Source organism: uncultured Thermosynechococcus sp. (genome assembly GCF_938074695.1).
GTDB lineage: Bacteria > Cyanobacteriota > Cyanobacteriia > Thermosynechococcales > Thermosynechococcaceae > Thermosynechococcus.
Map to the genome: position 1 here is coordinate 77,531 of NZ_CALJEM010000020.1, position 25,940 is coordinate 103,470.

At 53.8% G+C, this 25,940-nt stretch carries 22 protein-coding genes; 10 read left to right on the top strand and 12 right to left on the bottom strand.

Features of this window, described 5'->3' with window-relative positions; translation table 11 throughout:
- Positions 1–8 precede the first annotated feature (8 nt).
- Entirely contained in the window at positions 9–1,820 is a 1,812-nt protein-coding gene (locus Q0683_RS03145; protein WP_298613493.1) for an ABC transporter ATP-binding protein, read from the top strand.
- Here Q0683_RS03145 and Q0683_RS03150 read toward each other — a convergent pair.
- A complete protein-coding gene (locus Q0683_RS03150; RefSeq protein ID WP_298976244.1) occupies positions 1,817–4,297 on the bottom strand; it encodes an HAD-IC family P-type ATPase in 2,481 nt (826 codons plus the stop codon). The genes Q0683_RS03145 and Q0683_RS03150 overlap by 4 nt on opposite strands.
- Before the next feature lie 3 nt (positions 4,298–4,300).
- Positions 4,301–4,732, bottom strand: coding sequence for a universal stress protein (locus Q0683_RS03155; protein ID WP_298613488.1), 432 nt, complete (start codon positions 4,730–4,732; stop codon positions 4,301–4,303).
- Positions 4,733–5,110: 378 nt separating this feature from the next.
- Here Q0683_RS03155 and Q0683_RS03160 point away from each other — a divergent pair, with 378 nt between their 5' ends.
- Complete coding sequence (locus tag Q0683_RS03160) at positions 5,111–5,659, top strand: thioredoxin family protein (protein ID WP_298613485.1); 549 nt, start codon at positions 5,111–5,113, stop codon at positions 5,657–5,659.
- Between the two features lie 3 nt (positions 5,660–5,662).
- A complete protein-coding gene (locus Q0683_RS03165; protein ID WP_298613480.1) occupies positions 5,663–5,989 on the top strand; it encodes a hypothetical protein in 327 nt (108 codons plus the stop codon).
- Here the strand turns inward: Q0683_RS03165 and Q0683_RS03170 are convergent.
- Positions 5,970–6,458, bottom strand: coding sequence for a GNAT family N-acetyltransferase (locus tag Q0683_RS03170; protein WP_298613477.1), 489 nt, complete (start codon positions 6,456–6,458; stop codon positions 5,970–5,972). The two genes, Q0683_RS03165 and Q0683_RS03170, sit on opposite strands and share 20 nt — an antisense overlap.
- Before the next feature lie 19 nt (positions 6,459–6,477).
- Positions 6,478–7,509: a 3-deoxy-7-phosphoheptulonate synthase gene (gene aroF, locus Q0683_RS03175; RefSeq protein WP_298613474.1), complete on the bottom strand. Its 1,032-nt coding sequence runs from the start codon at positions 7,507–7,509 to the stop codon at positions 6,478–6,480.
- 69 nt (positions 7,510–7,578) lie between these two features.
- On the opposite strand from aroF, the gene Q0683_RS03180 reads away from it, so the two are divergent.
- The gene (locus tag Q0683_RS03180) at positions 7,579–8,445 is read left to right on the top strand and encodes an N-acetylmuramoyl-L-alanine amidase (RefSeq protein WP_298613471.1); all 867 of its coding nucleotides are present in this window, start codon (positions 7,579–7,581) and stop codon (positions 8,443–8,445) included.
- Here the strand turns inward: Q0683_RS03180 and Q0683_RS03185 are convergent.
- Both Q0683_RS03185 and Q0683_RS03190 read right to left on the bottom strand, forming a co-directional pair.
- Positions 8,442–8,789, bottom strand: coding sequence for a hypothetical protein (locus tag Q0683_RS03185; protein WP_298976248.1), 348 nt, complete (start codon positions 8,787–8,789; stop codon positions 8,442–8,444). The genes Q0683_RS03180 and Q0683_RS03185 overlap by 4 nt on opposite strands.
- Before the next feature lie 269 nt (positions 8,790–9,058).
- Positions 9,059–10,351, bottom strand: a complete 1,293-nt coding sequence (locus Q0683_RS03190; RefSeq protein WP_298613464.1) for an AMP-binding protein — start codon at positions 10,349–10,351, stop codon at positions 9,059–9,061.
- A gap of 51 nt (positions 10,352–10,402) precedes the next feature.
- Between Q0683_RS03190 and rsfS the strand changes: the two genes are divergently transcribed.
- The 5 genes from rsfS to Q0683_RS03215 all read left to right on the top strand — a co-directional run bounded on the left by rsfS (position 10,403) and on the right by Q0683_RS03215 (position 16,732).
- Positions 10,403–10,822, top strand: coding sequence for a ribosome silencing factor (gene rsfS, locus Q0683_RS03195; protein ID WP_298613461.1), 420 nt, complete (start codon positions 10,403–10,405; stop codon positions 10,820–10,822).
- Positions 10,823–11,064: 242 nt separating this feature from the next.
- Entirely contained in the window at positions 11,065–13,890 is a 2,826-nt protein-coding gene (locus Q0683_RS03200; RefSeq protein WP_298613457.1) for a cation-translocating P-type ATPase, read from the top strand.
- Between the two features lie 32 nt (positions 13,891–13,922).
- On the top strand, positions 13,923–14,609 hold the full coding sequence (gene rppA / locus Q0683_RS03205; protein ID WP_298613453.1) for a two-component system response regulator RppA: 687 nt from the start codon (positions 13,923–13,925) through the stop codon (positions 14,607–14,609).
- Positions 14,610–14,615: 6 nt separating this feature from the next.
- Entirely contained in the window at positions 14,616–15,989 is a 1,374-nt protein-coding gene (locus Q0683_RS03210; protein ID WP_298613450.1) for a cell wall metabolism sensor histidine kinase WalK, read from the top strand.
- A 131-nt stretch (positions 15,990–16,120) separates the two neighbouring features.
- Positions 16,121–16,732, top strand: coding sequence for a hypothetical protein (locus Q0683_RS03215; protein WP_298613447.1), 612 nt, complete (start codon positions 16,121–16,123; stop codon positions 16,730–16,732).
- Here Q0683_RS03215 and thrC read toward each other — a convergent pair.
- The gene (gene thrC / locus Q0683_RS03220; RefSeq protein WP_298613444.1) at positions 16,729–17,817 is read right to left on the bottom strand and encodes a threonine synthase; all 1,089 of its coding nucleotides are present in this window, start codon (positions 17,815–17,817) and stop codon (positions 16,729–16,731) included. The two genes, Q0683_RS03215 and thrC, sit on opposite strands and share 4 nt — an antisense overlap.
- A 133-nt stretch (positions 17,818–17,950) precedes the next feature.
- On the opposite strand from thrC, the gene Q0683_RS03225 reads away from it, so the two are divergent.
- Positions 17,951–18,565 (top strand): histidine phosphatase family protein, encoded by a 615-nt coding sequence (locus Q0683_RS03225; protein ID WP_298976253.1) that lies wholly within the window; start codon positions 17,951–17,953, stop codon positions 18,563–18,565.
- Between the two features lie 396 nt (positions 18,566–18,961).
- Here the strand turns inward: Q0683_RS03225 and Q0683_RS03230 are convergent, their stop codons facing one another.
- Genes Q0683_RS03230 through Q0683_RS03250 form a run of 5 tightly spaced genes read right to left on the bottom strand, consistent with a single transcriptional unit; the run spans position 18,962 to position 25,920 of the window.
- Complete coding sequence (locus tag Q0683_RS03230) at positions 18,962–19,459, bottom strand: chemotaxis protein CheW (protein ID WP_298976255.1); 498 nt, start codon at positions 19,457–19,459, stop codon at positions 18,962–18,964.
- Positions 19,452–22,205: a hybrid sensor histidine kinase/response regulator gene (locus tag Q0683_RS03235; RefSeq protein ID WP_298976257.1), complete on the bottom strand. Its 2,754-nt coding sequence runs from the start codon at positions 22,203–22,205 to the stop codon at positions 19,452–19,454. The genes Q0683_RS03230 and Q0683_RS03235 overlap by 8 nt, the downstream gene beginning before the upstream one ends.
- Before the next feature lie 2 nt (positions 22,206–22,207).
- A complete protein-coding gene (locus Q0683_RS03240) occupies positions 22,208–25,021 on the bottom strand; it encodes a methyl-accepting chemotaxis protein (protein ID WP_298976260.1) in 2,814 nt (937 codons plus the stop codon).
- Positions 25,022–25,054: 33 nt separating this feature from the next.
- Positions 25,055–25,558 (bottom strand): chemotaxis protein CheW, encoded by a 504-nt coding sequence (locus Q0683_RS03245; RefSeq protein WP_298613977.1) that lies wholly within the window; start codon positions 25,556–25,558, stop codon positions 25,055–25,057.
- On the bottom strand, positions 25,555–25,920 hold the full coding sequence (locus Q0683_RS03250; protein WP_298613979.1) for a PleD family two-component system response regulator: 366 nt from the start codon (positions 25,918–25,920) through the stop codon (positions 25,555–25,557). The genes Q0683_RS03245 and Q0683_RS03250 overlap by 4 nt, the downstream gene beginning before the upstream one ends.
- Positions 25,921–25,940 lie beyond the last annotated feature (20 nt).

The following is a 25,940-nucleotide window of genomic DNA, read 5'->3' on the forward strand; positions in this document are numbered from 1 at the left end:
CTGGTTCTATGGCCACCTTTCGCTCCATTTTGGGTTACTATCGCGCCTACCGGGGGATGGCGATCGCCAGTATTACCGCCGCTAGTCTCTGTGAGCTAGTGGATTTGCTCGTACCCTATGCGATTGGCCAAATCCTTAACTTACTTTCGCAACAGCCCCTTGACCCGCCAGTGGTGGCGATCGCCGGCACGCTCCAAGCTTGGACCGGCTGGCAGAATTCCTTTGCAGTCAATCTCACCGTTCTTGGCAGTATTGTTTTTCTGGCAACTGTTGTTCGCGCTCCGATTCAACCGTGGTTAGGTGTTTGGTTTCACTGGTGGATTGCCCTTGCTGCCCGCCGCGATCACACCCGCAAAGCTGTGGAGAAAATTCTTACCCTGCCCCTAGAGTTTTTTGAAGAAAACAACCCCGGCCGCATTGCCAACCGCGTCAATAAGGGAATTTCCAACCACACGTGGAGCTACCCGGAAATTGCCGGTCAACTCATTCCCAAAACGGTGCGCGTCCTTGGCATTGGTGTCATTCTGTGGTGGCTGGACTGGCCAATAGCCTTGGGGTTAATGACTTCCTTTACCCTAATTTTTGTCTTAACCCTGCGCACGCTGCGGCGCCTCATTCAAAAAGAAGAGATTCTTGACAGCCATATTGAGAGCACCGAGAGCCGTACCTCGGAGATCATTACCAACATCAAAACCGTCAAGGCCTTTGCCACCGAAGCCCGCGAGTTGGCTCGTCAAACCCGGCGTCTTGATCGCGAGTTCAAGATGGTGATTGATCGGATTCATCGCGGCTACATGTATTTAATTACTTGGCAAGCAGGTTTGGTGCAATTCTGTCTATTCACATTGTTGGGCTTCTCACTGGCTGCCACAATTGGCGGACGGGTGTCCATTGGTCACTTTATTACGATTTACACCCTCGCCAGCATGGCCTACGCCGAAATTACGCCCCTCTCGCAGGTGTCTGAGGTCTTTGCACGGCGCTATGCCTCCATTTTGCGCTTCCATGAATTTATGGAACTACCGCCGGGGCGCGATGCCATTGACTTAGAGCAAGAAGAGATTCCCACCCTGAAGTTTTCGGGCAAGGTGGATTTTCAGCATGTTTGGTTTAGCTACACGCCGGGGCGCCCCATTCTGCGGGATATTCATTTGCTCATTGAACCCTGCCAAACGGTGGCCTTAGTGGGGCGTTCGGGTTCGGGAAAATCCACGCTAATCAAGCTTCTCTTTCGCTATTTCCAGCCGGATCAAGGACAAATCCTCATTGATGGCCAAGATATTCAAACCCTTGATGTGCGTGCCTATCGTCGTCGTCTAGCCATTGTTCACCAGGAGGTGGATGTCTTTAATGGAACGCTGTGGGATAACTTGACCTACGCCAATCCCAACGTGAGTGCGGATGCCGTCTATGAGGCCTGCGCGATTGCCCGGGTGGATGAATTTGTGCATCAGTTGCCCTTGGGCTATCGCACGATCGTGGGGGAACGGGGGTTGCGGCTTTCCGGCGGACAGCGACAGCGGCTAGGGATTGCCCGTGCCCTCTTGGCGGATCCCGATGTACTGATCTTTGATGAGGCCACCTCCAGTTTAGATTATGAATCGGAGCGGGAAATTCAACTTGCCCTGCGCTCAATTACCGGCACCCGCACAATGATTGTGATTGCCCACCGCCTGAGTACGGTTCGGGATGCCAATCAAATTGTGGTGTTGGATCAAGGCAGGATTTGTGAGCAGGGAGACCATGAGACCCTGCTTGCCCAAGGGGGGTTGTATGCCCATCTCTATTCCATTCAGCGCGATCGCGCCCCCCATTCCTAGCTAAGATCCACACCAAGGAAACGATCCAAAAGCCGATAGCGCCAAAACGTGCGTAACAAGATTACCCAGACGAACACAATTAAGATAATCAATGCCCACAGCCACGCCGAGAGGGGTTCCAACTCCGCCACTGCCCGTAGGGTCGGCGAGCAGCTGATTATCAAGAAGGTGGCCAGTAGGGCTACCACCACCGCAGGATAACGCCAGTTGCCCACAAGGGGGGCACCGCCAACCCATGTCGGATGGGGAGGTTTGAGAAAGAGGACTAAACAGAGGGAGGCCAACATCAGGGTCGTTACTAAGGCAGTGCGGGCGATCGCCACACTTTGACCCAATTCCGAGAGCATCTCACGGTCATTCAAGAGCGCCGGATCGAGCCGTCCTTGCAGGAATTCCATCAGGGGGGTGAGTTCCCGAGCTAAAATCCCGAAGTATATGAAAATGGCCAACAGGGCTAGGCTAAGCGTAGCCGGCACTACAAAGTGCAGCAATGAACGAATCAGCGACCGATGGGGGCGGGGTCTCGGCACTGCCCAAAAAGCTACAGCAAGGGTGGGTAGCCCCACGCCCCACAGAGTTAGCAGGCTATTGTGTTTAATCAGCAGCGGAAAGGCCCGCCCCGCCATAACGGTCACCAGACAGAGCAAACTATAGCTAAAGACCCGCACCAAAAAGAGTTTGGTGACATCCTGAATACCGTTGTAGATGCGCTGCCCCTCGCGAAAGGCTGCCGGTAAGGCCGCAAAGGAATCCGCAAGTAATACGATGTCAGCAACATTACGGGTAATGGCACTGCCACTTTCCATCGCAATTCCCACGTTGGCCTGCTTCAGGGACAGGACATCGTTCACGCCATCGCCAATCATGGCCACTTGATGTCCGAGGGCGCGGAGTCGAGTGACGAGTTTTGCCTTTTGCTCTGGAGTAATGCGACCAAAGACCGTGGCTTTCTCGGCCATCTGATCAAAGCTGGCATCATCCATGGCAGCGAGTTCTGCTCCGGAGATGGCGATCGCCTCTGCATCGAGGCCGACTTGTTTACCGAGGGCCACTACGGTTTCTGCATGGTCACCGGAGATAATTTTGATTTGAATTCCCGCCTGTTGAAAGCGTTCCAAAACATCGCGGCATTGGGGTCGTAGGCGATCGCCCACCCAAATCACTGCTAAAGGCTCGAGGTCTGGGGGCAATAGGGGAATCTGCTGAGGCTCATCCCACGTGGGATCACTGCTACTGCGGGCAAAGAGAAGCACCCGAAATCCCTGCTGCCGTCCCCGCTGGAGCAACTCAGCCACCGCAGGGGAGAGGTTTTCACTTTTGAAAAGGATATCCGGCGCCCCTAAAATGAACACTTCTGAGTCATTCCACGCTGCGGCACTCCACTTGTAGGCAGAAGAAAAAGGAATTTCGAGGCGAAGGGGTTGGGGACTGCCACCAAAACTTTCTGTGAGGGCAACAATTGTGCGGTTCGGAGCACTGACACTGGCAGTAAACATGGCTAAGGCGGCTTTCGTCTTTTCTTCTGCATCAGTGAGGGGGTACCAGCTATGGAGTTCAAGGGCATTAGCCGTCAGCGTGCCCGTTTTGTCAAGACAGAGAATATCCACACCACTGAGGGACTCAATGGCATTCACCTGCTGCACGAGGACATTGGCGCGGGAGATGCGCAGCGCCCCCAAGGCATAGGTGAGTGTAATGGTCAGATACAATCCCACCGGCACCAGACCCGCCACCACTGCCGCCGTTTGCACACTCATTTGTAGAGTGGTCAGTCGCACCAATAGGGAGAGCAGCACCAATAGCCACAGGAAAACCGCAAGGGCAAGAATGACGCGGATAATCAGGTTAATTTCCCGTTGCAGGGGGGTCAGTTTATGGTGGTAGGTCTTGGCGGCCGCAGTCAGTTGATGAGCGGTACTTTCTTCCCCCACCTGCTCGGCCACATAGGCGGCGGCACCGCGCACACAAAAGCTCCCCGAATACAGGCGATCGCCCGCTCGCTTGGAAATGAGATCCGACTCCCCTGTCAGTAACGACTCATCCACTTGAATCTGCCCATCGCCAATTACCGTGCCATCCGCAACGATTTGATCCCCCGGCTCTAAGAGGAGAATATCCCCCTCCACCACTTCTGCTGGATCAATAATCGCTTCTTGGCGATCGCGCAGTACCTTGACACGGGGACGGGTGAGGAGGCTAATTTCATCCAACTGCCGCTTGGCACGAATTTCTTGGAGGATACTAATGATGGCATTGAGAAACACAACCACAATAATGGCGGCCACATCCCCCGGACGGCCCAAAAAAAGCAAAATGACACTGATAAAGGCAAAAACCCCGTTGATAAAGGTCAAGAGGTTTTCCCGCAAGATATCGCCATAGGTGCGATTGCTTTCACTCGCTTGACGGTTAATGCGACCTCTGGCTTGTCGCTCTGCCACTTCCGCCGCCGTAAGACCCGTCAATGGTGCTGCCATACTTCAGGTTTCCGCTGGTTTAACCACAAACACTGAGCAGGGAGCATCAGCAACAACGGCGCCACTCACCGAGCCTTGCACAACTCGCTCAACTCCCGTGAGACCGCGACTCCCCAGCACAATTAGGTCTGCTCCGTAGATATTGGCCAAGCGTAAAATTTCCTCGACGGGGTCACCGGTAACAATTTCAATTTCTGAGTCACAGGGGAGGTAGCTTTGAAACTGTTGTAAGTGCTGCTCAATACTACGGTAGGTGCCCATTTGCGGATGCAACGAGGGGCGATCGGCACTGACCCCAAACCCCAACTCCACCGGTGAAATCACATGGCTAAGAATCACCTGGGCATCGGGCTCCAGATTTAACTGTGTTACCGCGGCCATCACCCGTGCCGATAACTCGCTGGTATCCAGTGCCACTAAAATTGTTTTGAACATGCCTGGGACTCTGTAGTTGCAATCTCTTAGTCTGCCACAAGAGCGCAAGTAGCGGTCAAACAATTCTTCTGGCCAGTTATAGCCATTCCCACAGAAGTGTTGCCTGGAACAAAAGCCGGCATTCTCAGCCAAAAGGAGGTCTAGTTGCCGATCAGCGCTCTAATACTCTAATTGACACCGCTGACTGAATTCTACTGGCAAATATCCTAAATTCTCTAAGAGTTTCCTCGCAAAGTATCCTAATATATCTACTATTGGCGCTATCTTCAAATTGATTGAATTAGTATGAGAAGGGGCGGGCAGCCCTTCCGCCGTGAACAATCTCTGGGGCAGAAAATCCGTTAGGATCAACGTGTTGAAACTTGCAAGGAACGCCCTATGGGAGCAGCAACGGCAGCCAGTGGTCAACGGCTACGCAACTTTGTGATTGCTGTTGTCGCCATTCTCATTACTCTTGCCCTATTTACCGGTCTGCGCGGTAGCAGTTCATTCCTAACGCTTGAAGAGCAAGCCCGCCACGCCACCCCTTGGGAGGAGGCTCAGGTCAATGGCAAGCCTACACTTTTGGAGTTTTATGCCAACTGGTGTAGCACCTGTCGTTCAATGGCCAAGGATTTGGGGGAATTAAAAGCCCAATATCGCGATCGCCTGAACTTTGTCATGCTGAATGTGGACAACACCAAGTGGCTCCCTGAAATTGAGCAATTTAATGTGGACGGCATTCCCCACTTTGTTTTTCTGAATCGGCAATTGGAACCCCAAGCAGTGGCGATCGGCCTTCAACCCAAGGAAGTAATGGCCAAAAACTTGGAAGCCCTCAGCAATGGCCTCCCTTTGCCCTATGGTCAACTGACGGGGGAAATGTCCCAACTCCCCAGCCCCCTCGCCCGCCAGCGCAGTGACGATCCCCGCAGTCATGGGAGCTAGACCGTGGAACCCCAAGACGAGGTGCGCCAGGTCTATGAAGAGACGCAAGCACGGATGGCAGAGCTATACCGTGAGTATGAACAGATCAAAGCTACTCAAGCGCGGTTGAAGGAACGCAATCAAGCAGCCTTAGACCAAGAGCGCGATCGCCTGCAGCAGGAACTGCGGCAACTGGAGGCAGAGTTCGGTCTAACCTTGCTGTTTCATCTGGGGGAGGCGGCACGAAAATCCTGGCGGGAGATTTTAGATCAAGAAAACTTTTGGCAATTTGTGCGCTTTGGCGGCTTGGGGTTTATCCTTGGTCTTGTTGTCAGGAGCCTGATGAGTTAATCTTTAGGGCAGTGCGCCAGAGTCCGGGACGGGAATCGGGAATGGGCATTGCGCCAACGGTCTTCGCGTAGAAAGCCTCTGAGGAGACCCAACCAATAATGGCGTAGGCGTAACCTGCAACACGCATTTGATCTAAGGTTAACTGCAACAGTAGCCGACCAATCCCCCGCCCTCGGTAGGGTTCTGCCACGGCCATGGGGCCAAAGAGGCCTAGGGCGGCTGCGTCATAGCAGGCAAACCCCAATAATTCGCCTCCTTCTACGGCAATGAGTCCTCTGGACGGCCGCTGGCTAAAGGCAACGCCCACTTCACTGCGCCAACCCGCACTAAAGCGATCGCCCACCCATTGGAGAATGGCCTCGACTTCCGATCCCAAAGGCTGGCGATAGTGAATTCCCTGCTGTTGATGCGCCATCACGGCGGGCCAGTCCACCGCCAGATCGTAGAGCTTGACCAGCATGTCGGTCATCGGCTGCTCCCTGTTTTGCCTAGCGGCTCAGACTGACAAGGGGACCTTGGAGCGCCTGCATTAGCTCGTCAAACTGATCGGGAGTCAGGGACTGGGCGCCATCGGAGAGCGCCTTCGCGGGATTGGGGTGCACTTCAATCATCAGGGCATCGGCGCCGGCAGCGACAGCGGCTTTGGCCATTGCGGGCACAAATTCGGCCCAGCCGGTGCCATGACTGGGGTCAACCATAATGGGCAGATGGGTGAGCTTGCGCAGTACAGGAATCGCCCCTAAATCCAAGGTATTGCGGGTATATTCGCGGTCAAAGGTACGGATGCCCCGCTCACAGAGAATGACATTGGGATTCCCTGCTGCCAGAATGTACTCTGCAGCCATCAGCCATTCTTCAATGGTGGCAGACATTCCCCGTTTTAGAAGCACAGGTTTGGGTTGGGCACCTACGCGCTTCAGAAGAGAGAAGTTTTGCATATTGCGGGCGCCAATTTGCAGCACATCGGCCACTTCGGCAATTTTTTCCAAATCTGCTGCATCCATCACTTCGGTAATGATGCCCAAGCCGGTTTTTGCTTTTGCTGCCGCCAACAGATCAAGGGCACTTTCCCCATGACCTTGGAAAGCGTAGGGGGAAGTACGCGGTTTATAGGCGCCACCGCGCAGGAATTTGGCTCCCGCTGCTTTAACCCGTTGCGCGGTTTCAATGATCATGGATTCGTTTTCAACGGAGCAAGGTCCTGCCACAACCACCACTGGCTGCCCCTCGCCGAAAACGACATCTCCGTTGGGAGTAGGCACGACCACTTCACTGGGTTCCCCATGGCGATACTCGCGGCTCGCCCGTTTGAAGGGTTGCTCAACCCGCAGCACATGCTCAATCCAAGGACTAATTTCCTGAATCCGCAGAGGGTCTAATTCCGCTGTTTCGCCAACTAGGCCAATGACAACTTTGTGCTTGCCCACAATTTTTTCGGGGGTCAGTCCCCAAGTGCGCATCTCGGTGCTGACCCGTTCAATCTCTTCAGTGGGGGTACCACTTTTTAGAACAATAATCATCGGCTTGCTGATCCCAACATTTCGGCTTAGGGTTTGATTGTATTGTGCCAAATTGGTTCGGTTCTGCCTATGCTGCGTCGTTCCCCAGCTCTGCGATTTCTCATTTCATTGGCGATCGCTACTGTGGTGGTGGTGTCCCTGTGGGGGGTGATGATCGGTTCTATTCCCCATGGCGATCGCCCCCTTGATCTCAGCCAAGCAGTGCCCATTGATGATCCGCAGTTTGATGCGCCAATGGCATCACCGTCGCCCCCTTCGCTCCCAGAGACTCCTTCATTGCTGCTCCAACCCAGTGACGGCGCTGATTACGATCGCCTCTTTGCCAAAGTGCGGCAAGTCCATCAACAGTGCTCGCTTGCTCCCCCCTGGTATAGTGTGCCCGCCCATCCCACTAATTTTGGCGATCGCTTCCGTACAGATATTCGCGGTCGGGTGGTGAGCAACGCACCCCTAATTGTGCTCCATGAAACCGCTGCCTCTGCCCAAGCGGCGCTGGAATTCTTTCAAACGCCCCATCCCCGCGATGAGGATCAGGCCAGCTACCATGAGTTGATTACCCTCAGGGGCTGGCTGCTGCACTTAGTACCTTGGTCGAAGCGTGCCTATGGGGCAGGTAACTCTGTTTTTGGTCTGGAAGCAGTACAGACTAACCCCCGCCTAGCCCCTTCGGTGAATAATTTTGCCCTGCATTTCTCTTTGGAAACACCGCCCCAAGGTCGCCACCATGGTTCCCAACACGGGGGCTATACCGATGCTCAATACCGGAGCTTGGCTTGGCTGGTGGCACAAACAGCCATTGATCCGCAACGCATCACTACCCATGCTGCTGTCGATCGCTCAGGGGAGCGCATTGACCCGCGTAGCTTTGATTGGGCTAGGTTTAATCGCTATTTGCAGCTCTATCGCGATCGCCCCTGTGAGGATCTCCCCCGCTAGCAGTAGCGATCTAAAAACGTCTCTAGGGACTCCAAGAAAACTTGAAAATAGGCTTGGGCGCGTTTAGTTTCACCGGCAGGGCAAAGACCTTCACAGGTCAACAGTGTCCGCAGTGTCCCAAGACCGGCCTCCAAATCGCCATTCATCCGGCCAAAAAACTGGAGAGCATCCTCAATTACACTGAGAGGCAACGTCATCCCAAAGGGGCGTTTCTTGAAAAAGCGACCGAGGCGATCGGCAATCTCTTGTCGGGTCCAGACCTCTGGATGCGCCCTGCTAAAAATCGCTGGCTGACTAGCTTGACTGGCAATGAGTTTGAAGGGGATAGTCAACCAAATATACACGCTATTGATTGCGTATTTAATTTTGAAGCTAGGGGACATAGCGGAGTACTTTGGGAGAAAACTGTTAGATAAGTTGAAATATTGGCAACTAGAACTCAGTCGGCGATGCTCAATCGTGCATTGGAACGTTGATGGGTAGCCAAAGCTACTTGGGGCTTAGGATGTCAATTTTTTTGCAGGATTTCACACTTTCGCCTCTCGAAATATTGAGAGGGACTGTAGGCGATCCTGCAGCTCTTCAGGGCTTTCTGGGCATTACCAACAAAACTTCAAAGCACCTTCATGATCAAGGATGATGGCACTTTTCCTTGGGGTGTGCGGGGAATTTGAGGTACAGGAATCCACTGTTTGGGGCATTTGTAAGCACTGCACTGCCGTTTGAGCCACGTGCTTAGCTCTTCAGGGGAGAGGTCTCCCACATAGAGGGCAATCACCCGTTCACCCCAAAGGGGGTCGGGTGCCCCGTAAATGTAGATGTCTTGGACAAGGCCACTGTTCAGAAGTAAGGCCTCCAACTCTTCGGGGTAGATATTCTCGCCACCACTGATGATTTTGCGGCTTGTGCGTCCTAAAACGTAGAGGCGATCACCCCGCCATTGAGCGCGATCGTCGGTTGGGAAGATGGTTGACTGAAACAAGTGAGGGTAATAGCCAAGGGCAAGGGAGGCCGCCTGAATCTGAATCTCACCCGCAGTGGTTAAATCAATCTGGGCATGGGGTAAGACTTGCCCGCAGGAGCGATCGCCCATCAAAAATTCTCCCTGCCGCTGGACACAGATCATACCTGCGGTTTCTGTCATTCCATAACTGAGACATAGGGGCAATTGCTGCGCTGCTGCTTCCTCCAATAATTGAGACCAAGTGGGGCCACCGCCAATAAAAATCCCCCTTAATTCCCCTAACCACGGGAGCGGTTCTGTGAGCACCTGTTGCAGTTGCCGAGGCACCAAAGACAGCCACAGATTACGATTGGCAGGCGGTGCTGTTTGCCGTAAATCCCGTAAATGGCTCGCGAGATAGAGTTCTCCCCCTGTCCAGAGGGATCGCACCACGGGCATCAGGCCACTGACATGGTACAAGGGCAAAATACTTAGACAGTGAATTGCTCCTTGCTGTAAATGGCTTTGCAGCCCCCTCACTGCCGCCTGAAGGGTTGCCACCGTGTGAATCGCCCAACGCAATCGCCCTTGAGTTCCTCCGGTGGGAATCAGAATCCAGCCTTGGGGGAATGGTTCTCTAGAGCCTTGAGGGTCTAGGGGAGGCACGGTTCCCCCCGCCATAAAATTCTGGGGTAGGATTGCTGCCACCTGCTGCCACTCTTGGGACTGCCATTGGGGATTGGCCAGTAAGAGGGGCGTGCCTGTGGAAAGCGCCGCCAGAAAACCGCCGAGAAAAGACAGGGGATCGGGTTCTGCCAGGACGAGGAGAGGGGGCTGCCGCTGTTGGAGTTGCTCCCGATAGCCGGCTAATTGCTCGAGGAGGATGGCAGTAGCAGGGTGCCATTGTCCGTTGTGGGGACACCACAGCCAGTGGGGGGCGATGCTTGTAAGGTTTTGTAACAAATTTGTCCTACGCCTTCCTAACCCAATAGGTAAAATCAAAGGATATAAGCAGTGCGTTTGGGAGACAGCAGCCTGATTATTCAACAGATGCAGCGGGTAGCCGCCATTACTGACCCTAGCCTTAAATTAGCATGCACTGCAGCCTATGCTGCCGACGATCGCAAGGGAGTGGATATCTGTCTTTTGGATGTGAGTGGCGTGTCCTACTTAACCGATTACTTTGTCATCATTACGGGACTCTCAAAAACTCAGGTGCGCGCCATTTACCAAGGGATTGAGGAGGCGGCGCTCGAACATTGTCAACGCCAACCCCAACATATCGAAGGCCAAGCGGAATGTTCATGGGTGCTGATGGACTACGGCGATGTGATTGTCCATGTGCAGTTGCCCAAGGAACGCCAATACTACAACCTTGAGGCCTTTTGGGGGCACGCCCAACGCATCCCCTTTGAGTCACTGATCACGACCTAGGCCACTCCCCTTGCTGTGGAATCGGCGCGCCTTTCCCTTGGGGGCTGCCAAGACCCGTGTTGCCTCTAGGCGATCGCCAAGGGAGGAGTTTTTTGTAGCTTCTAGAGGATCAACTTTTCTTAATGAAACTCCTCAATGAAAATGCCCTGTCCCGGAGAGGAGGGGCAGTGCTTTCCGAAGGCGGCAGCAACATGGATCACGATTAAAGCCACAATGAAATATAGTCCCTTGTTTCAGCCAACATGACTTCTTCTTATCCTCCCTCCAACATTGAGCCGCAAGCAGTGTGGCATGCGCTGAGCGCCGATGAAGTCATTCATCGCCTGGGGAGCGATCGCCAGCAGGGGCTAACCCTGAGAGAAGTCCAGCGGCGACAAGCAGAATATGGCCGCAATGAACTGCTTGAGAGTGGCCAACGCCCCCGCTGGCAGATTTTCATTGATCAGTTTCGCAATGTGATGCTGATCATGCTGCTGGTGGTAGCGGCTATCTCTGGCACGCTGGAGATTCTCGAATCCCTTGAAGAAAACACCCTGCCCTTTCCCAAGGATGCAACCGCAATTCTAGTGGTGGTAATTCTCAATGCCATTTTGGGCTACGTCCAAGAATCGCGTGCCGAAGCAGCACTCGCAGCCCTGAAAAATATGGCCGCTCCCAAGGTGCGCGTCCTCCGCGAGGGAAAAGTCATGGAAATTGACTCCCCTGACCTGGTTGTCGGGGATATTTTCTTTTTGGAGACTGGGGTCAAAGTGGCTGCCGATGGTCGCCTCCTTGAGGCGGTGAATTTGCAAATTCGCGAAGCCGCCCTCACGGGGGAAGCAGAAGCCACCAGTAAAAATGCCGAGAAAGTTTTGCCCATTGATACAGAGGTGGGCGATCGCCTCAATCTGGTGTTTGCAGGTACCGAGGTCAGCCAAGGTCGAGGGATAGCGGTCGTTACCGCGATCGGCATGGACACTGAGCTAGGGAAAATTGCCGCTGCTCTCCAAGGGGTGGAACAAGAACCCACGCCGCTGCAAAAACGCATGACCGAACTGGGCAATCGCTTGGTTTGGCTTGCCTTGGTGCTGGTGGGAATTGTGGTGGTTGGCGGTAGTCTCTACGATGTTTCCCTCCTCAGGGAACTGATTGAAGTGTCCCTCAGTATGGCCGTGGCAGTGGTACCCGAAGGCTTGCCCGCCGTAATTACCGTCACCCTTGCATTGGGAACGCAGCGGATGGTCAAACGCCATGCCCTGATTCGTCGTCTACCGGCAGTGGAGACGCTAGGCAGTGTGACGACTATCTGTTCAGATAAAACGGGTACCCTCACCCAAAACAAAATGGTAGTGCAGGCGATCGCCACCACCAGTTATCGGGCAAAGGTGAGCGGCAATGGCTATGACCCCAAGGGGGAATTTTACGACGCGAATACCAACGATGCCTCAGCACTCTACGAGCGGCAACTGCTCCTCTTGGCTGGCGCTCTGTGCAATGATGCGCTGCTCAAACAACACGCAGCCGAGTGGGTAATTCTCGGCGATCCTACAGAAGGCTCGCTCCTGCCCTTGGCCATCAAGGGGGGAATTGATCTCAAGGCATTGCAGGAAAAGGCTGAGCGAGTGGCGGAATTTCCCTTTGATGCCGATCGCAAACGGATGAGTACGTTCTATCGCAGTGAATCCATTCCTGAGATTCCCCCCACGGAACCCTACTGGATGATTACCAAAGGCTCACCTGAGCTGACCCTAGAACGCTGTCAATGGCGACAGGTGGGGCGGGACATTCAACCCCTGACCTTGGCGGAGCGCCAAGAAATTTTAGCTGAAAACGATCGCTTTGCTGCTCAAGGCCTGCGGGTTTTAGGGATTGCCTATCGTTACTGGTCGGCATTGCCACCAGCGGAGAGTGTGGATAGGAGCGAGCAGGACTTGATTTGGCTGGGGCTAGTGGGCATTCTTGACCCCCCTCGGCCAGAGGTATTGGAGGCTGTCGCCACCTGTCGCACAGCAGGGATTCGTCCGATCATGATTACGGGAGATCATCAACTGACGGCGCAGGCGATCGCCAGTCAACTGGGCATCTGTGAGTGGGGCGATCGCGCCCTCACCGGTCGAGAGATCGAAAAACTCAGTGCTGAGGAATTGGATGCCGTCACCCCCACTGTGAGTGTTTATGCGCGAGTCTCGCCGGAACATAAGCTGCGCATTGTGCAATCCCTTCAACGGAACGGTGAGATTGTGGCTATGACCGGGGATGGGGTCAACGATGCTCCTGCCCTCAAGCAAGCAGATATCGGTGTCGCAATGGGAATGACAGGCACCGATGTTACCAAGGAAGCCAGCGATATGGTGCTCTTGGATGACAACTTTGCCACCATTGTGGCCGCTACCGAAGAGGGACGAGTGATCTACTGCAATATTCGGCGCTTTATCAAATACATTCTTGGCTCCAATATTGGCGAAGTGATTACAATTGCCTGCTCACCCCTGGTAGGTCTAGGAGGTGTCCCCCTCACACCCTTACAAATTCTCTGGATGAACTTAGTCACCGATGGCTTGCCTGCCCTTGCCCTAGCCGTTGAACCGGGAGATCCCGATGTCATGAAGCGGCCACCCATTAAACCCAACGAAAGTATTTTTGGCCGTGGCTTGGGTTCCTATATGATTCGGATTGGTTTGATCTTGGCCCTGGTTGGCATTGCCTTGATGGCGTGGGCCTACAGCTACACCTCCAACCATTTAGAAGGGGGACTCGATCCCAGGCGTTGGACAACCATGGTGTTCACTACCCTCTGTTTGGCCCAAATGGGTCATGCCCTTGCCGCTCGTTCCAGTACACGGCTGACGATCGAAATGAACCCCACCTCTAACCTCTTTGTTTGGGGATCGGTCATTTTGACAACAATCCTACAACTATTGCTCATTTATGCTCCACCCCTGCGGCAGTTCTTTGGCACCTATTTGCTCTCCGAGATTGAGCTGGCCGTGTGTATTGGCTTTAGTACCCTTGTCTTTGTGTGGATAGAGTTAGAGAAGCTGGTATTGCGGCTGCTCCCCAGGGGTCACACATTACAATTAGGGGAGTAGTTTGCAGCGGCAAAGCTAACTGTTCTCCTTCGATGCGTATCCTTTTAGTTGAAGATGATCCTGAGCAGTTGGAACCCCTAAAAACCATTCTCTGCCATCAAGGACACCTAGTGGATGGGGTACAGGAGGGTGAAACAGCCCGGTGGCTGCTACAGGAAAAAACCTATGACCTGGTCATTTTGGACTGGATGCTGCCGGGGATAAGTGGCCTAGAACTTTGTCGAAACTATCGGCAAGCGGGAAAAGGGACACCAATTCTACTGCTGACCGCCAAGGATACCACCGGCGACAAGGTCATGGGATTAGACGCCGGTGCCGATGACTACCTAATTAAGCCAGTGGAGGTCATGGAACTTCTAGCTCGGGTGCGAGCCTTGAGTCGGCGATCGCCCCAGTGGTTGGGGGATCAATTAAGGCTAAACGATTTGGTTTTGGATCTCTGCTCAATGACTCTCCAACGGGGGACAAAAGTCATCTCTCTGTCCACTCGTGAATATCAGTTTTTGGAGTTTTTTCTGCGCCATCCCGGCCAAGTGATTCGCCGTGAGCAATTGGAACTTCATCTTTGGGAGTGGGACAATCAGCCTGAAAGTAATGCTGTGAGTACCCAAATTCGCCGCCTGCGCCTGCGTTTGGGGGAATTAGGCTGCGCCGAGTGGCTCGAAACCGTGTACGGCACGGGCTATCGCTTACGGGCACCCTCTTCGTTACAGGGATAACCACTAATGGACAGCAGGCGGAGATTCACATTTCAAGGATGGCCTCAACTTTCCCCCCAACAGCGGGGCTTTCTCATTATTGTGCTGCCAGTGGTCTGCCTTGTGGGCACCGTTGGTATATTTGTCTGGCTCAGCGTGAGCATGAGCGATTACGAAAAGGCGGTGCGCCATAGTCAGCGAGTACAGTTAGAGGCACGGGAGCTACTGAATTCCCTCATTGATGCAGAAACGGGAATACGCGGCTATCATCTCACGCAGCGGGCGAGTTTTCTAGAGCCTTATCACACAGCCCTTGCCCAGTTGCCTTCAACTCTTGAGGAACTAGAAACTATTCTCAGTTACTACCCGCAACAGCTAGCTAATTTTCAGCACTTGAAAGCCCTAGTCCACAGGAGCACAGAGCTTCTAACGGCGCAAATGAACCCTCCCTCCAGGAATCGCCAGCCCCTGATTCAGGAGATTGAGCAGTCAAAGCGGGTAATGGATCAGACCCGGGCAGCCATCAATGCCTTTATCACAGCAGAAGAACGGCTCTTGGTGAATCGCCAGCAACAGTTGGAAAGCCTGCGGCAAATCCATGCGATCGCGCTCATTTTAGCGATTATTGTTGGCTTTATTGGCAGTGGTCTAGCAGTTCGCCTCTTTGCCGAACTATTTCGGGAACTGGAGCGGCAACGTCAGGAGTTGGAAGCCGCCTGTAATCGCCTGTTACAATTTACCGCCAATGCTTCCCATGAATTGCGGGCGCCAATCGCCGCTATTTTAAGCCATGCACAGGTGGGGATTTTACTGGGTCAACAGCAACCTGAACAGGCGCTCCTTCGTTTGGAGAAGGTGGCCAGCTTAGCAAAGTCCATGGGGCAGTTGGTGAATGATTTGCTGTTTTTAGCCCGCCACGAGGGGGTATCACCCCCCGATTTTACCACTCCCCTTGATGTAGGAGCCTTCATCCAAGCCATTGCCCAGGAATGGCGAGAAACCCATGCCCAAACCCATAGGTTTCATCTGCAACTGCCCTCTGTTCCGCTGTTCATCAAAGGCGATCGCGACATGCTTAGGCAAGTGGTGCTCAATCTGCTCAGTAATGCTGAGCGCTACACCCCTGCCGGTGGAACCATTACACTGCAAGTCAGCCAACGGGGGGAGGAGGCAGTGATTGTAGTGGCGGATACAGGTATCGGGATTAGTGCAACGGCGCTGCCGCATATTTTTGACTACTTCTATCGGGATGAGCGGGTGCAGCGACGGGGCATTCGTGGTGCCGGTCTGGGGCTGGCCATTGTTCGACAAATTATCCAACTCCACCGCGGCAGCGTTTTGGTTGAAAGTCAAGAGGATCAAGGCTCAATCTTTACCGTTAAGCTGCCGCTGGCGACCTAGGGGATGTGTCATTCCTCTGTCATTTTTGGTGGGTATGCTTGGGACAGAAGCGGTATAGAGACAACGGTTCTTTAACAGATTTCAATTCTCAAGCCGCATCACTTTTCCCACTGATTTAGGAGAATACCCCTATGCCTCGCCAACACCAATCTCTTTTGGCAGCAACCCTTGTTGCACTGGTGTTACCCTTAACAACGGCGCCAGCAGTTACTGCCCGTCCCCGTGTTCAAGGTTCAGTCGCTGTGGAGCTAGATGCTGAAAAAGCGGTTCGCGATCTGTCTAAAGCTCAGTATGAGGGCATGCGGGCAAAGGCCACGCCCAATGCGGATGGCAATCTCTTGAGTTTGGGCGATCGCCTTCTGGCTGCGGCTCAATCGCTGGAGAAGGGCGGCAACTACTTCAAGGCTAAAGAAACTGCCAAGGCGGCTGCCCGCGTTTATGAAGCAGCCCGCAATCTGGGAGAAGCCCGCAGTGGTCAGGCGCTGCTCTCGCGCAGTTACTACGATGCCCCTTTCCAAGTTGAGCGGGAACGCAGTCGCACGCAGGCAGAAATCGCCTACTTTGGCAAGGAAAACGCGACAGTTCGCCAACTCTTTGACCGTGCCCAGCAACTGGCCCAGCCCGCTCGCTTAGCCGAGCCTGTCAGTTCTACTCCCAATGTGGCTACCCTGGCAACCAATCGCGCGGCCGTCCAACTCTTTAAGGCTAGTCGCCACCTGATGCGGGCTGAGCTGGGGTTTTAGAAGCCCATCACCTTGGCAACCGTTTGCTCCGTGGCTGGAATGTGGCGGTGAAAGCGATCGCTCTCCTGTTTGAGGGCGGTCTCTGGATCCTTGAGACCATTCCCGGTGAGCACACAGACCACTGTAGCCCCCTTGGGCACCTGATCGGCCAATTTTAGGAGGCCAGCCACCGAGGCGGCGCTGGCGGGTTCACAGAAAATGCCTTCCTCAGAGGCAAGCAGATAATAGGCCTGGAGAATCTCCTCATCCGTCACGGCATTAAAAGCCCCTTGGCTGGCTTCTTTGACGGCGATCGCCCGTTGCCAATTGGCCGGATGACCAATGCGAATAGCAGTAGCAATTGTTTCTGGCTGCGGAACCACTTCCCCCTTGACAAGAGGTGCCGATCCCGCCGCTTGAAACCCCATCATGCGCGGCAGGCGATCGCAGCGGTTTTGTTCACGGTACTGACAAAAGCCCATCCAGTAGGCGGTGATATTCCCCGCATTGCCCATGGGGATGCAGAGCCAGTCGGGAGCATTGCCCAGGCTATCCACCACCTCAAAAGCAGCAGTTTTTTGTCCCTCTAGGCGGTAGGGATTAATGGAGTTCACCAGGGTCACTGGATAGGTTGCCGCCATCTGGCGCACAATCTCCAAAGCCTGATCAAAATTACCTTCAATGGCAATGACTTCCGCTCCATAGAGGAGGGCTTGAGCTAATTTACCTTGGGCAACATAGCCTTCGGGCACCAAAACATAGGCGCGCAATCCCGCTCGGCGAGCATAGGCAGCGGCGGCGGCTGAGGTATTGCCGGTACTGGCGCAGATCACAGCTTCCGCCCCTGCTTCCTTGGCCTTGGAAATGGCCATCGTCATACCGCGATCTTTGAAGCTCCCCGTGGGGTTGAGGCCATCGTACTTAACATAGACGGAGACATTGCGGCCAATCCGGGCGGCAATTTGGGGCACCGGAATCAAGGGGGTATTCCCCTCATAGAGCGTCACCACCGGCGTGCGATCGCTCACCGGCAAGAAGTCGCCGTAGGCGTGAATCAGGCCATGCCATGCAGGACGGATGGGGGGAGCAGAGAGTGTTACAGGCACAGGTACGCAGTCAAGAGATAAGAATAAAAATAAATTAATTTGAGGCTGAGGATAGAGCGCAGCCATGCAGTAGGATAATTTTAGCGATCAGGGGTGGCACTTGCCAATTGCTGCCCTGGGGGAGAACCACACGATGCGCCTAATTTTGATCCGCCACGGTGAAGCGGTTGGGAATGCCTTAGGGGTCATGCTGGGACGGCAAGATGTGCCCCTCACCGAGCGGGGGCGGCAGCAAGCCCTTGCCCTGCGGGAAAAACTCCCACCACCGAATGCCATTTACACCAGTCCCCTGCAACGCTGCCGCGACACGGCCACGCTGATGAATCCCTGTCCTGACTTGAAGATTCAAGAGCTAGCGGAGTTGATTGAAATTGATCAGGGAATCTTCACAGGACTCACTTGGGCAGAGGCCCAAGCCCAACATCCCGACCTCTGTGCAGAACTGGAGGAAAGCGATTACCTGATTCCAGTTCCCGAGGCGGAATCCATGGCCATGGCTTGGCAGCGGGCAAAACAAGCTTGGAAACAACTGCGGCGCCACAGCGACGAGGACTGCGTTTGGTGTGTTAGCCATGGCGGCTTTCTACAGTGTCTCATCAGCGTTGTGCTGGGGAGCGATCGCCTGTGGGGAATAGAAATCCCGCCCGCCGCTTGGTTTGACTTTTCCATCCGGGTAGATCTGGATGGTCGCTTTGAGGCCGAAAATATCCACTGGTGGCGCATTAATACCTTCAATGGCTGCCCTTAAAGAACACCACCCCCCGCCGGCAAAGGTTCTGGCGAGTAGAATCATTTCCTTTTCAATTAGGCGCCTGCGGAATCGTTAACCCCCAAGTGATGTTATCAAAGTGTGGTAATTGGGCCTAGAAAATTTGCCAGAGGGAGAGGAGCTGAACTTGTGATGCCGCCGTTTACGCAGAATCTGAGAAATCGGCGGTGGGTCTGTCCCCGGCCTGCCAAGGACTAGCTGGATGCCCCGATGCCTGTCCGTGTTTTCCTCGTCAACAAACGCAAGCAGCATGCCATGGACTGTGGATGGGGGGATAGCAATAGGCTTCCTTATAGTTGCGTGCAAAACTGCGGGGCTTGATATTGACCGGTTCGCCGCCAAATAGATTTTAGGAAGGTAAGGAATGGGGGTGGGTTACCGCGTTTTTAGGCTGTGGAGTACCTGCTCAATATCCACGATAAAGATAGGGGGTAAGTCTTGATCCCCTGGACTCCTGACCATCAGGGAACTGACGTTGTGAATGCTCCCCCAGTGGAGATAGTGACTGGGAATGGGATGAATGGCATCCTGTGGAATTCGCTCAATGACCGGGGGGGCTGTGAGGGGCAGGCCAAGCCATTCTTGCTCCAATCGGGGCTGGAGAATCAGCAAAAATTGGAGCTTCTGCGTTTCTGAGGTGGCGAGAGGATCATCAAAGAGACAGCGGCCAATATCAATCACTAAAATTTCGCGATTCTCATAGGTCACCAAGCCAACCCCCCGCTGCTGTGGATCACCATGAATAGGAGGTAAGGGAATCACCCGATAGGCCTGTGCCATGGGTACAGCAAACTGCTCTTGACGTACGGTAAATGTCAGGAACTGCTCTAAGACAATGGGTTGGTTTTGACGGCGGCGGCGGCTTTTAAGCATGGCGGATCAACTGAGCAAGGGTGGCCAAAAGGTCACTTTCGCGGAAGGGTTTGCTAAAGTAGGCGGCTGCCCCTAAACGTTCTGCAAGCTGACGATGTTTTTGGCCTGTGCGCGAGGTCAGCATCATTACGGGGGTGTTTTGGCACTGGGGAATGCGGCGAATTTGAGTCAGGACACCAAACCCATCGAGGCGAGGCATTTCAATGTCGCAGATAAGGGCGTTGACGTGTAGCCCCCCTTGCAGTTTATCAATGGCCTCTTGACCATCTTTGGCCTGCTCAACCCGATAGCCGGCTTTTTCGAGGGTATTGGCAAGGAAACGGCGCACGTTAACTGAATCGTCAACCACAAGGACGGTGTCTTGGCTGGGGGTAACAGGGGGAGCTGCAGGAGCGCGGGAAGGTTCCTGTGCTAACCAATCAAAGAGGGCAAAGGGGTCTAATAGAGGGACAATGCGACCATTCCCCAAAATTGTGCAGCCACTAAAGCCCTTGGGGAGGGCTAATTCTCCTTCGACCTGGCGAATGGTGACTTCCTGCTCGCTCCAATAGCGATCAACTCGCAGGGCGAGGGCACTGTCCCCTTGACTGACAATCATCAACGTTGGTTGGTTAATCGCCGGTGCTCCCTCCATTTCCATAGGACAATAGGGACGCTGAAAGTGAAAAATTTGGGTCAGGTCAACTAAAGGAACGAGATAGCTTTCCCAGTCAATTAGAGTGGAGCCAAGGGTTTCAATGGGGGGGTAGCGATCGGCCAACACCATTTCTTCAATGTCTTCGGTGGGCACGGCCAAGAGCATACCAGCCGCTTCCACTAGGAGTGCTCGTATCATTGAGAGGGTATAAGGGATGGCAATCGTAAATTCTGTCCCTTGACCGGGGGTACTGTGGATTTGAATGTTGCCGCGAATTTGCCGTAGATTGGTGCGCACAATATCCATTCCCACGCCACGCCCAGAGAGACTAGTCACCTGTGAAGCGGTTGAGAAGCCCGGCTCAAAAATCAGTTGCCAGAGGTCGCGATCGCTGGCTGTTTCTAACCAGTCCCGTGCTAAGCCCAATCGCCGTGCCGTTTGGCGAATTTTCTCTGGATTGAGACCTCGACCATCATCCGCCACAGTGATGACGGTTTGATTGCCGCGATAGGCCGCCTTCAGGGTAATGGTTCCCACTGCGGGTTTACCAAGGGCTTGACGTTCTTCGGTTGGTTCAATCCCATGATCAAAAGCATTGCGGACAAGGTGCAACAGGGGATCCGCCAGCACACTCAACACAGTACGGTCAATGAGAATATGACTGCCCTCGATGACTAAGTTGACCTTTTTGCCATGCTCGCGGCTTAACTCCCTAATCAGTCGAGGATAGCGGTTGGCCAAATCCGCAAAGGGGCGCATCCGCACTTGGGTAAAGCAAGCTTGCAGTTGCTTGGCAGTGCGGTTTAGATCGCGGCTGCTGCGTTCGGTATCCCCTAGGCTCAATTCCAAATCGCTGGTGATTTCCTGCACTTGGACAATGGTTTCCATCACTTCCTGGGAAAGCAGATGCACGTCGGTGTAGCGATCGAATTCAAGAACATCGAACCCATGCTGACTTTGGGGATTGAAGTGATGGGGGGCACTGACACGGTCATACTCTGTGCGTAGGCGAAAGTTGGCTCGCTCAAGGGCGCGCACTTTTTCCTTGAGAGCTGCCAGCAGGTTGTGGAGCCGTTCCCGTTGCAAATCCAAACCATTACACTCAATGAGTAACTCCCCCATCAGATCACTGAGTTGATCCAACTGATGCCCCGGCACCCGCACGGTCATTTCCTTGGGTTCTGGGGTTTGGGGCTGGGGAGCCAAGGGGGTTGGCTCAGCCTCTGGGGCGGAGGTCAATAAATCCTGAAAGGAGAAAGATTCAATGTCAGCACCGGCAAAGTCCTCGACCCCTAGTTCTTGATTCAGGTCTGCCGGCGGTAAATCAATAATGGTTTGCTCCTCGTCACCGGTTTCAGGGGTTTCCAAGCGCGTGGGCAGAGCCTCCAGTTGACCGGTGATCACGAGGGCTTGGCAGCGGCGCCATTGCTGGATAATGTGGGCAGCGGCTTGGCTCACATCACAGTTGGGTTGTTGCAGATAGGCACTGACGGAGGCACAGAATTCAGCAAATTGAGGCAGCTCGAGCATTTGCCCCAGGCCTTCCAGTTCTTGGGCAGCGATCGCCAGCTCCTCCTTGAGGCAAGGCTGTCCGGGGGTTTGCAGCACCGTCTCCAGTCGTTGCAAGCAGGCCTCCACCTCTGTTTCAAAGAGCATGACCCGCATCTGCTGGCCATCATCGCCGCTGAGCAGCGCCAAATCATCCTCCGCCGTGGGATCCCCTAGCCGTCCCTGCAACTCATTCAAAAGCGGCTCCACTTGGGTGCGCCACCAACCCTCATTGGGTTCAACCCCTTGGCGATTGAGGGTAATCATTACTTGCAGTTGATCCACTGCCCGAAGCAGCAGATGTTGCACCTCCCCATCTTCGCAGGGGCGCGCTTTCAAAACCTTGAAGAAATCCTCAAGGCGATGCGCCAGTTCACTGAGGGACATAAAGCCCATCATGGCTGCGCCCCCTTTGATAGAGTGAGCCGCCCGCAGCACGCTATCCATCACTGCCGGCTGGTGAGACAATTGCAGTATTCCTGCTTCGATGGTTTGCAGGTAGTCCTGAGCTTCCTCGAGAAACTGGAGGCGGATGGCTTCCTCGGCACTGGGTTCGGGCATGGTTATCCCTCAGGAGTCACCTTAAAGATGTTGACCGAGTTTTGTAGTTCCTGAGCCATGTCCACTGTGGCTTGCAGAGACTCAGAAATCTGCTTGGACGTAGCAGACATGCCCTCGGAGACCTTGGCAAAGTCTTTCATGAGTGTATTGACGGTGTTGGAGGTGCGGGCTTGGGAGACAGTGGCTTGGGAAATGGACTGCACCAGTTCGTCAATGTGCTGCGACACTTGCACAATTTCTTCGAGGTTCTGCTTGGTTACCTCCACAAGGCGCGTGCCTTCAACCACCTGAGCTGTACCGATTTCCATGGCACTCACTACCTCGTGGGTCTCCTGCTGAATGGTTTCCACGATTTGCTCAATTTCACGAGTCGCGGCTGCCGATCGCGCCGCTAGTTCACCCACCTCTTCGGCAACCACAGCAAAGCCTCGCCCCTCTTCACCGGCACGAGCCGCCTCAATACTGGCATTAATGGCCAAGAGGTTCGTTTGCAGGGCAATTTGGTTAATTAGGGAAATCACTTTTGAAATCTGCTGCGAGGATTCGCCCAATCGCTTCACTTTTTTAGCGGTTTCAGCCACAGTTTCCCGCAGATGGAGAATACTATCTACAGTGGCATCCATTGTTTCACCGCTGGCGAGGGCACGTTCGGCGGCTTTACGCGCCACTTCTGCGGCTTCGTTGGCACTATTGGCCACGGATTCAATAGAAACCGACATCGCCTCAACGGCCTCCAGCATCCGATTCACTTTCTTGGCTTGCCGCAGGGATTCTTCCGCCAGCCCCGTCATGGCTGTCTCATCTGCTAAGAGGGCAGTGTTGACTCTTTCCGTTGTTGCTTTTACCTGGATAACCACCTCCCGCAGACTTTCAATGAGGGAGTTGAAAATGTCGGCAACGGTACCAATTTCATCGGCGGTGATGTCGGCGCGCACCGTCAAATCCCCTTTCGAGGCAGCTTCCACTTCCGTGAGCAGGTTAATCAACTGCATTTGGATGCGTTCAGTGCGTTGCTGTTGCTCTTGGGCCAGGCGTTCCGCTTCTTTTTGAGCCGCAGTCGTTTGCTCAAAGAGCTTATTGCGCTCCAGCACCAGTCCTCCTTGGTTGGCCAACTGGAGAAAGGCATCAATTTCTGACTGTTGCCACTGGCGCGGCTCACTGCACTGATGGGCAATTAAAAGCGCGACCAGTTTTTTCTCTACTAGCACGGGAACGACGAGATTGGCTCGCACCTTTAGGGGGGCGAGTTGTTTGAGGTGGCACTCCGTTAGACCGGCATTCAAAATATCTGGGGTGGCTTGGACGCGCCCTTTGGTGTAGGCGTCAACCCAATTTTGCCGGAAGCAGGGGTCATCAATGACTTTCTCTAGAGCCTTTGGCCAACCCTCGGCGACCGATTCAGCCACCACGCGGCCCACAAAGTTTTCATTAAACTCGTAGAAAATGACGCGATCGCACCCCAAAAGATGGCGACCCTCGTTAACGAGATTATCAAGAATCTGCCGGCGATCGCTCTGCTGGGTTAGGCGGAAGAGACTATCGCGCAATTGATGGGCGCGCTGGGCAGAGAGGTGAGCTTCTGTCAGGGATTGTTCTAACTGCTCAGCCATCTGGTTAATCGTGCGGCTGAGAGTAGCTAACTCATCATCCCCTGCCACCGGCAGGCGGGTTTGTAGATCTCCTTCACCGATTCTCGTCACTGCCTTAGTAGCTCCCAAGAGGGGTTGAATTGCGCGATCGCTAAGATAGATTGCGATTGCTCCGGCAACAACAGCTGCGACAATAACCCCTGATAACAGTGCCCAAGTCAGGTTTTGCAGCGGCTTGAGGGCGTAGGCTTGATCTGTACCAAGAATGATTAAGGCAAACGGCTGTGAAACACTTTTGTAGCTGAGAATCTGGGACTCACCATCGAAGCGGCGTCGCTCTATCAATGCACTAGCTGGCTTATTTTCCCTTTGCTGAGCTAACTTGGGAAAAATCTCTTCTAGAGGCTTTCCATTTAATTCTGGAATTGATGCTGTAAAAATCGTTCCCTCAGGTGTCACGAGGTAAAAACTCTGTTGTCGGTTGCGAGCGTAGACTTTCAGAAATTGCTGAACACTACCTTTCGGTACCCTCAACCGCAGCACCGCTATAATTTGTTTGCTCTGGGGATTAATCAGTGGCACCGCCAAAAACATGCCTAAGGGGCGATCTGGTAGCGAGAGGGTTGGTTCAATCGTTAAAACTACCCCCCGCGTTTGGATCGCGAGCTTAAAGTACTCTTGATTTTGAAGAATATTGTTCGGAAGGCGATTTCCTGCTGAGGATTGAGCGATAATCGTTCCTTGGCCATTATTGGCAATAATTGCTGCACTGTCATAGGCGACATAGGCATCAAGAAACTGATCCAAGACCGCTTGCAATTGGGCGCGATCGCGCCGCTGGATCTCACTGCTGTAGCGATTATTCAAGACAGATGCCAAAACTCGCGCATCCCCTCGCCGATCGCGCAGATAGTTATCAAACTGAAGCGCTGCACTACTGACTTCCTGCTGCTGAAGTTGCAAGACTTGCTCCATCAATTGCCGACGCGCCACTTGATTCGCCGCCAAGCCCACGGCAATCATAGGCAGGGTTGCAAGGGCAACTGCACTGGTAATCAGTTTCGGACGTAGCCCCCACAATTTGCGGCGTGGAGGAGGTGGCGACAAGGGTTGTTCAGGGGATTTGCCATTGGTTGTTGCTTTTTTCTCCTCTACGGGAGGCAGTTGGTAGTTCAATACCGAAGGGGGCAAAGGCGGCAGATCAATTGGCGGTTTAGCAGTAGTCATTGTTTACCTATCCCAGTGGTATGAAGAATCAGTCTAGCGAACACAATTGGCCCAGCAATGCTCGGCGATCGCCTCTCCATCGAGGATATAGAAGATTCCTTCCTCCAGACGACAACAGCCCTTTACATAGGGAACCAGCGCTGCACTCATTGTACCCACAGGCGATTGAATCAAACTCTCAGAAAGACGAGCAACACCGCCCACTTGGGAGAGCGCCAGTGCCAAGTGTCCCTTTGAGGTTTGCAGTACAACAATCGTGAGGAGTGAACTTTCCTGCAGCGGATCGAGATTCAGCAAAAGGGCTAAGTCAAACACCCAAACAACCCGGTTGCGAAAGTTCAGTAGTCCCATGACCACCGCAGGCATATTGGGAATCACCGTCAGCTGTTGCGGCGAAATCACTAACACCTGCCGAATCTCCCCCATTGGCAGCAGAGCCGTCAATTCTCGGTGAAGGATCAAGCGCAGGTAGGGGACATTTTGCCGCTGATCTTGTCTGCGCTCACTCTCTTGCCAAAGTCCTGCTTCTGCCATCATGAGATCACCACCGACTTCACGGCTCGTAGCAAATCTTCACGATTAAAGGGCTTGGTGACATAGGCATCTGCTCCTTGTTTCATTGCCCACAGGCGGTCTAATTCTTGGTTTTTAGAGCTACAGACCACGACCGGTAGTTTTTCCGTTTCCGGATTTTTCTTGAGCGCACGGCACAGTTCAAAGCCACTCATCTCCGGCATTACCACATCGGTAACCACCACATCGGGTTTGTGTTGGCTGACCTTTTCCAGCGCTTCCTTTGCCCCCAGTGCCTCAATGACCGTGTAGCCGGCTTCCTTGAGGAATGAACTGATGAGAGTCATTTCCGAGGGCACATCTTCCACAACTAAAACCTTCGTCATCTCTTCTCCTCGACTTCCGC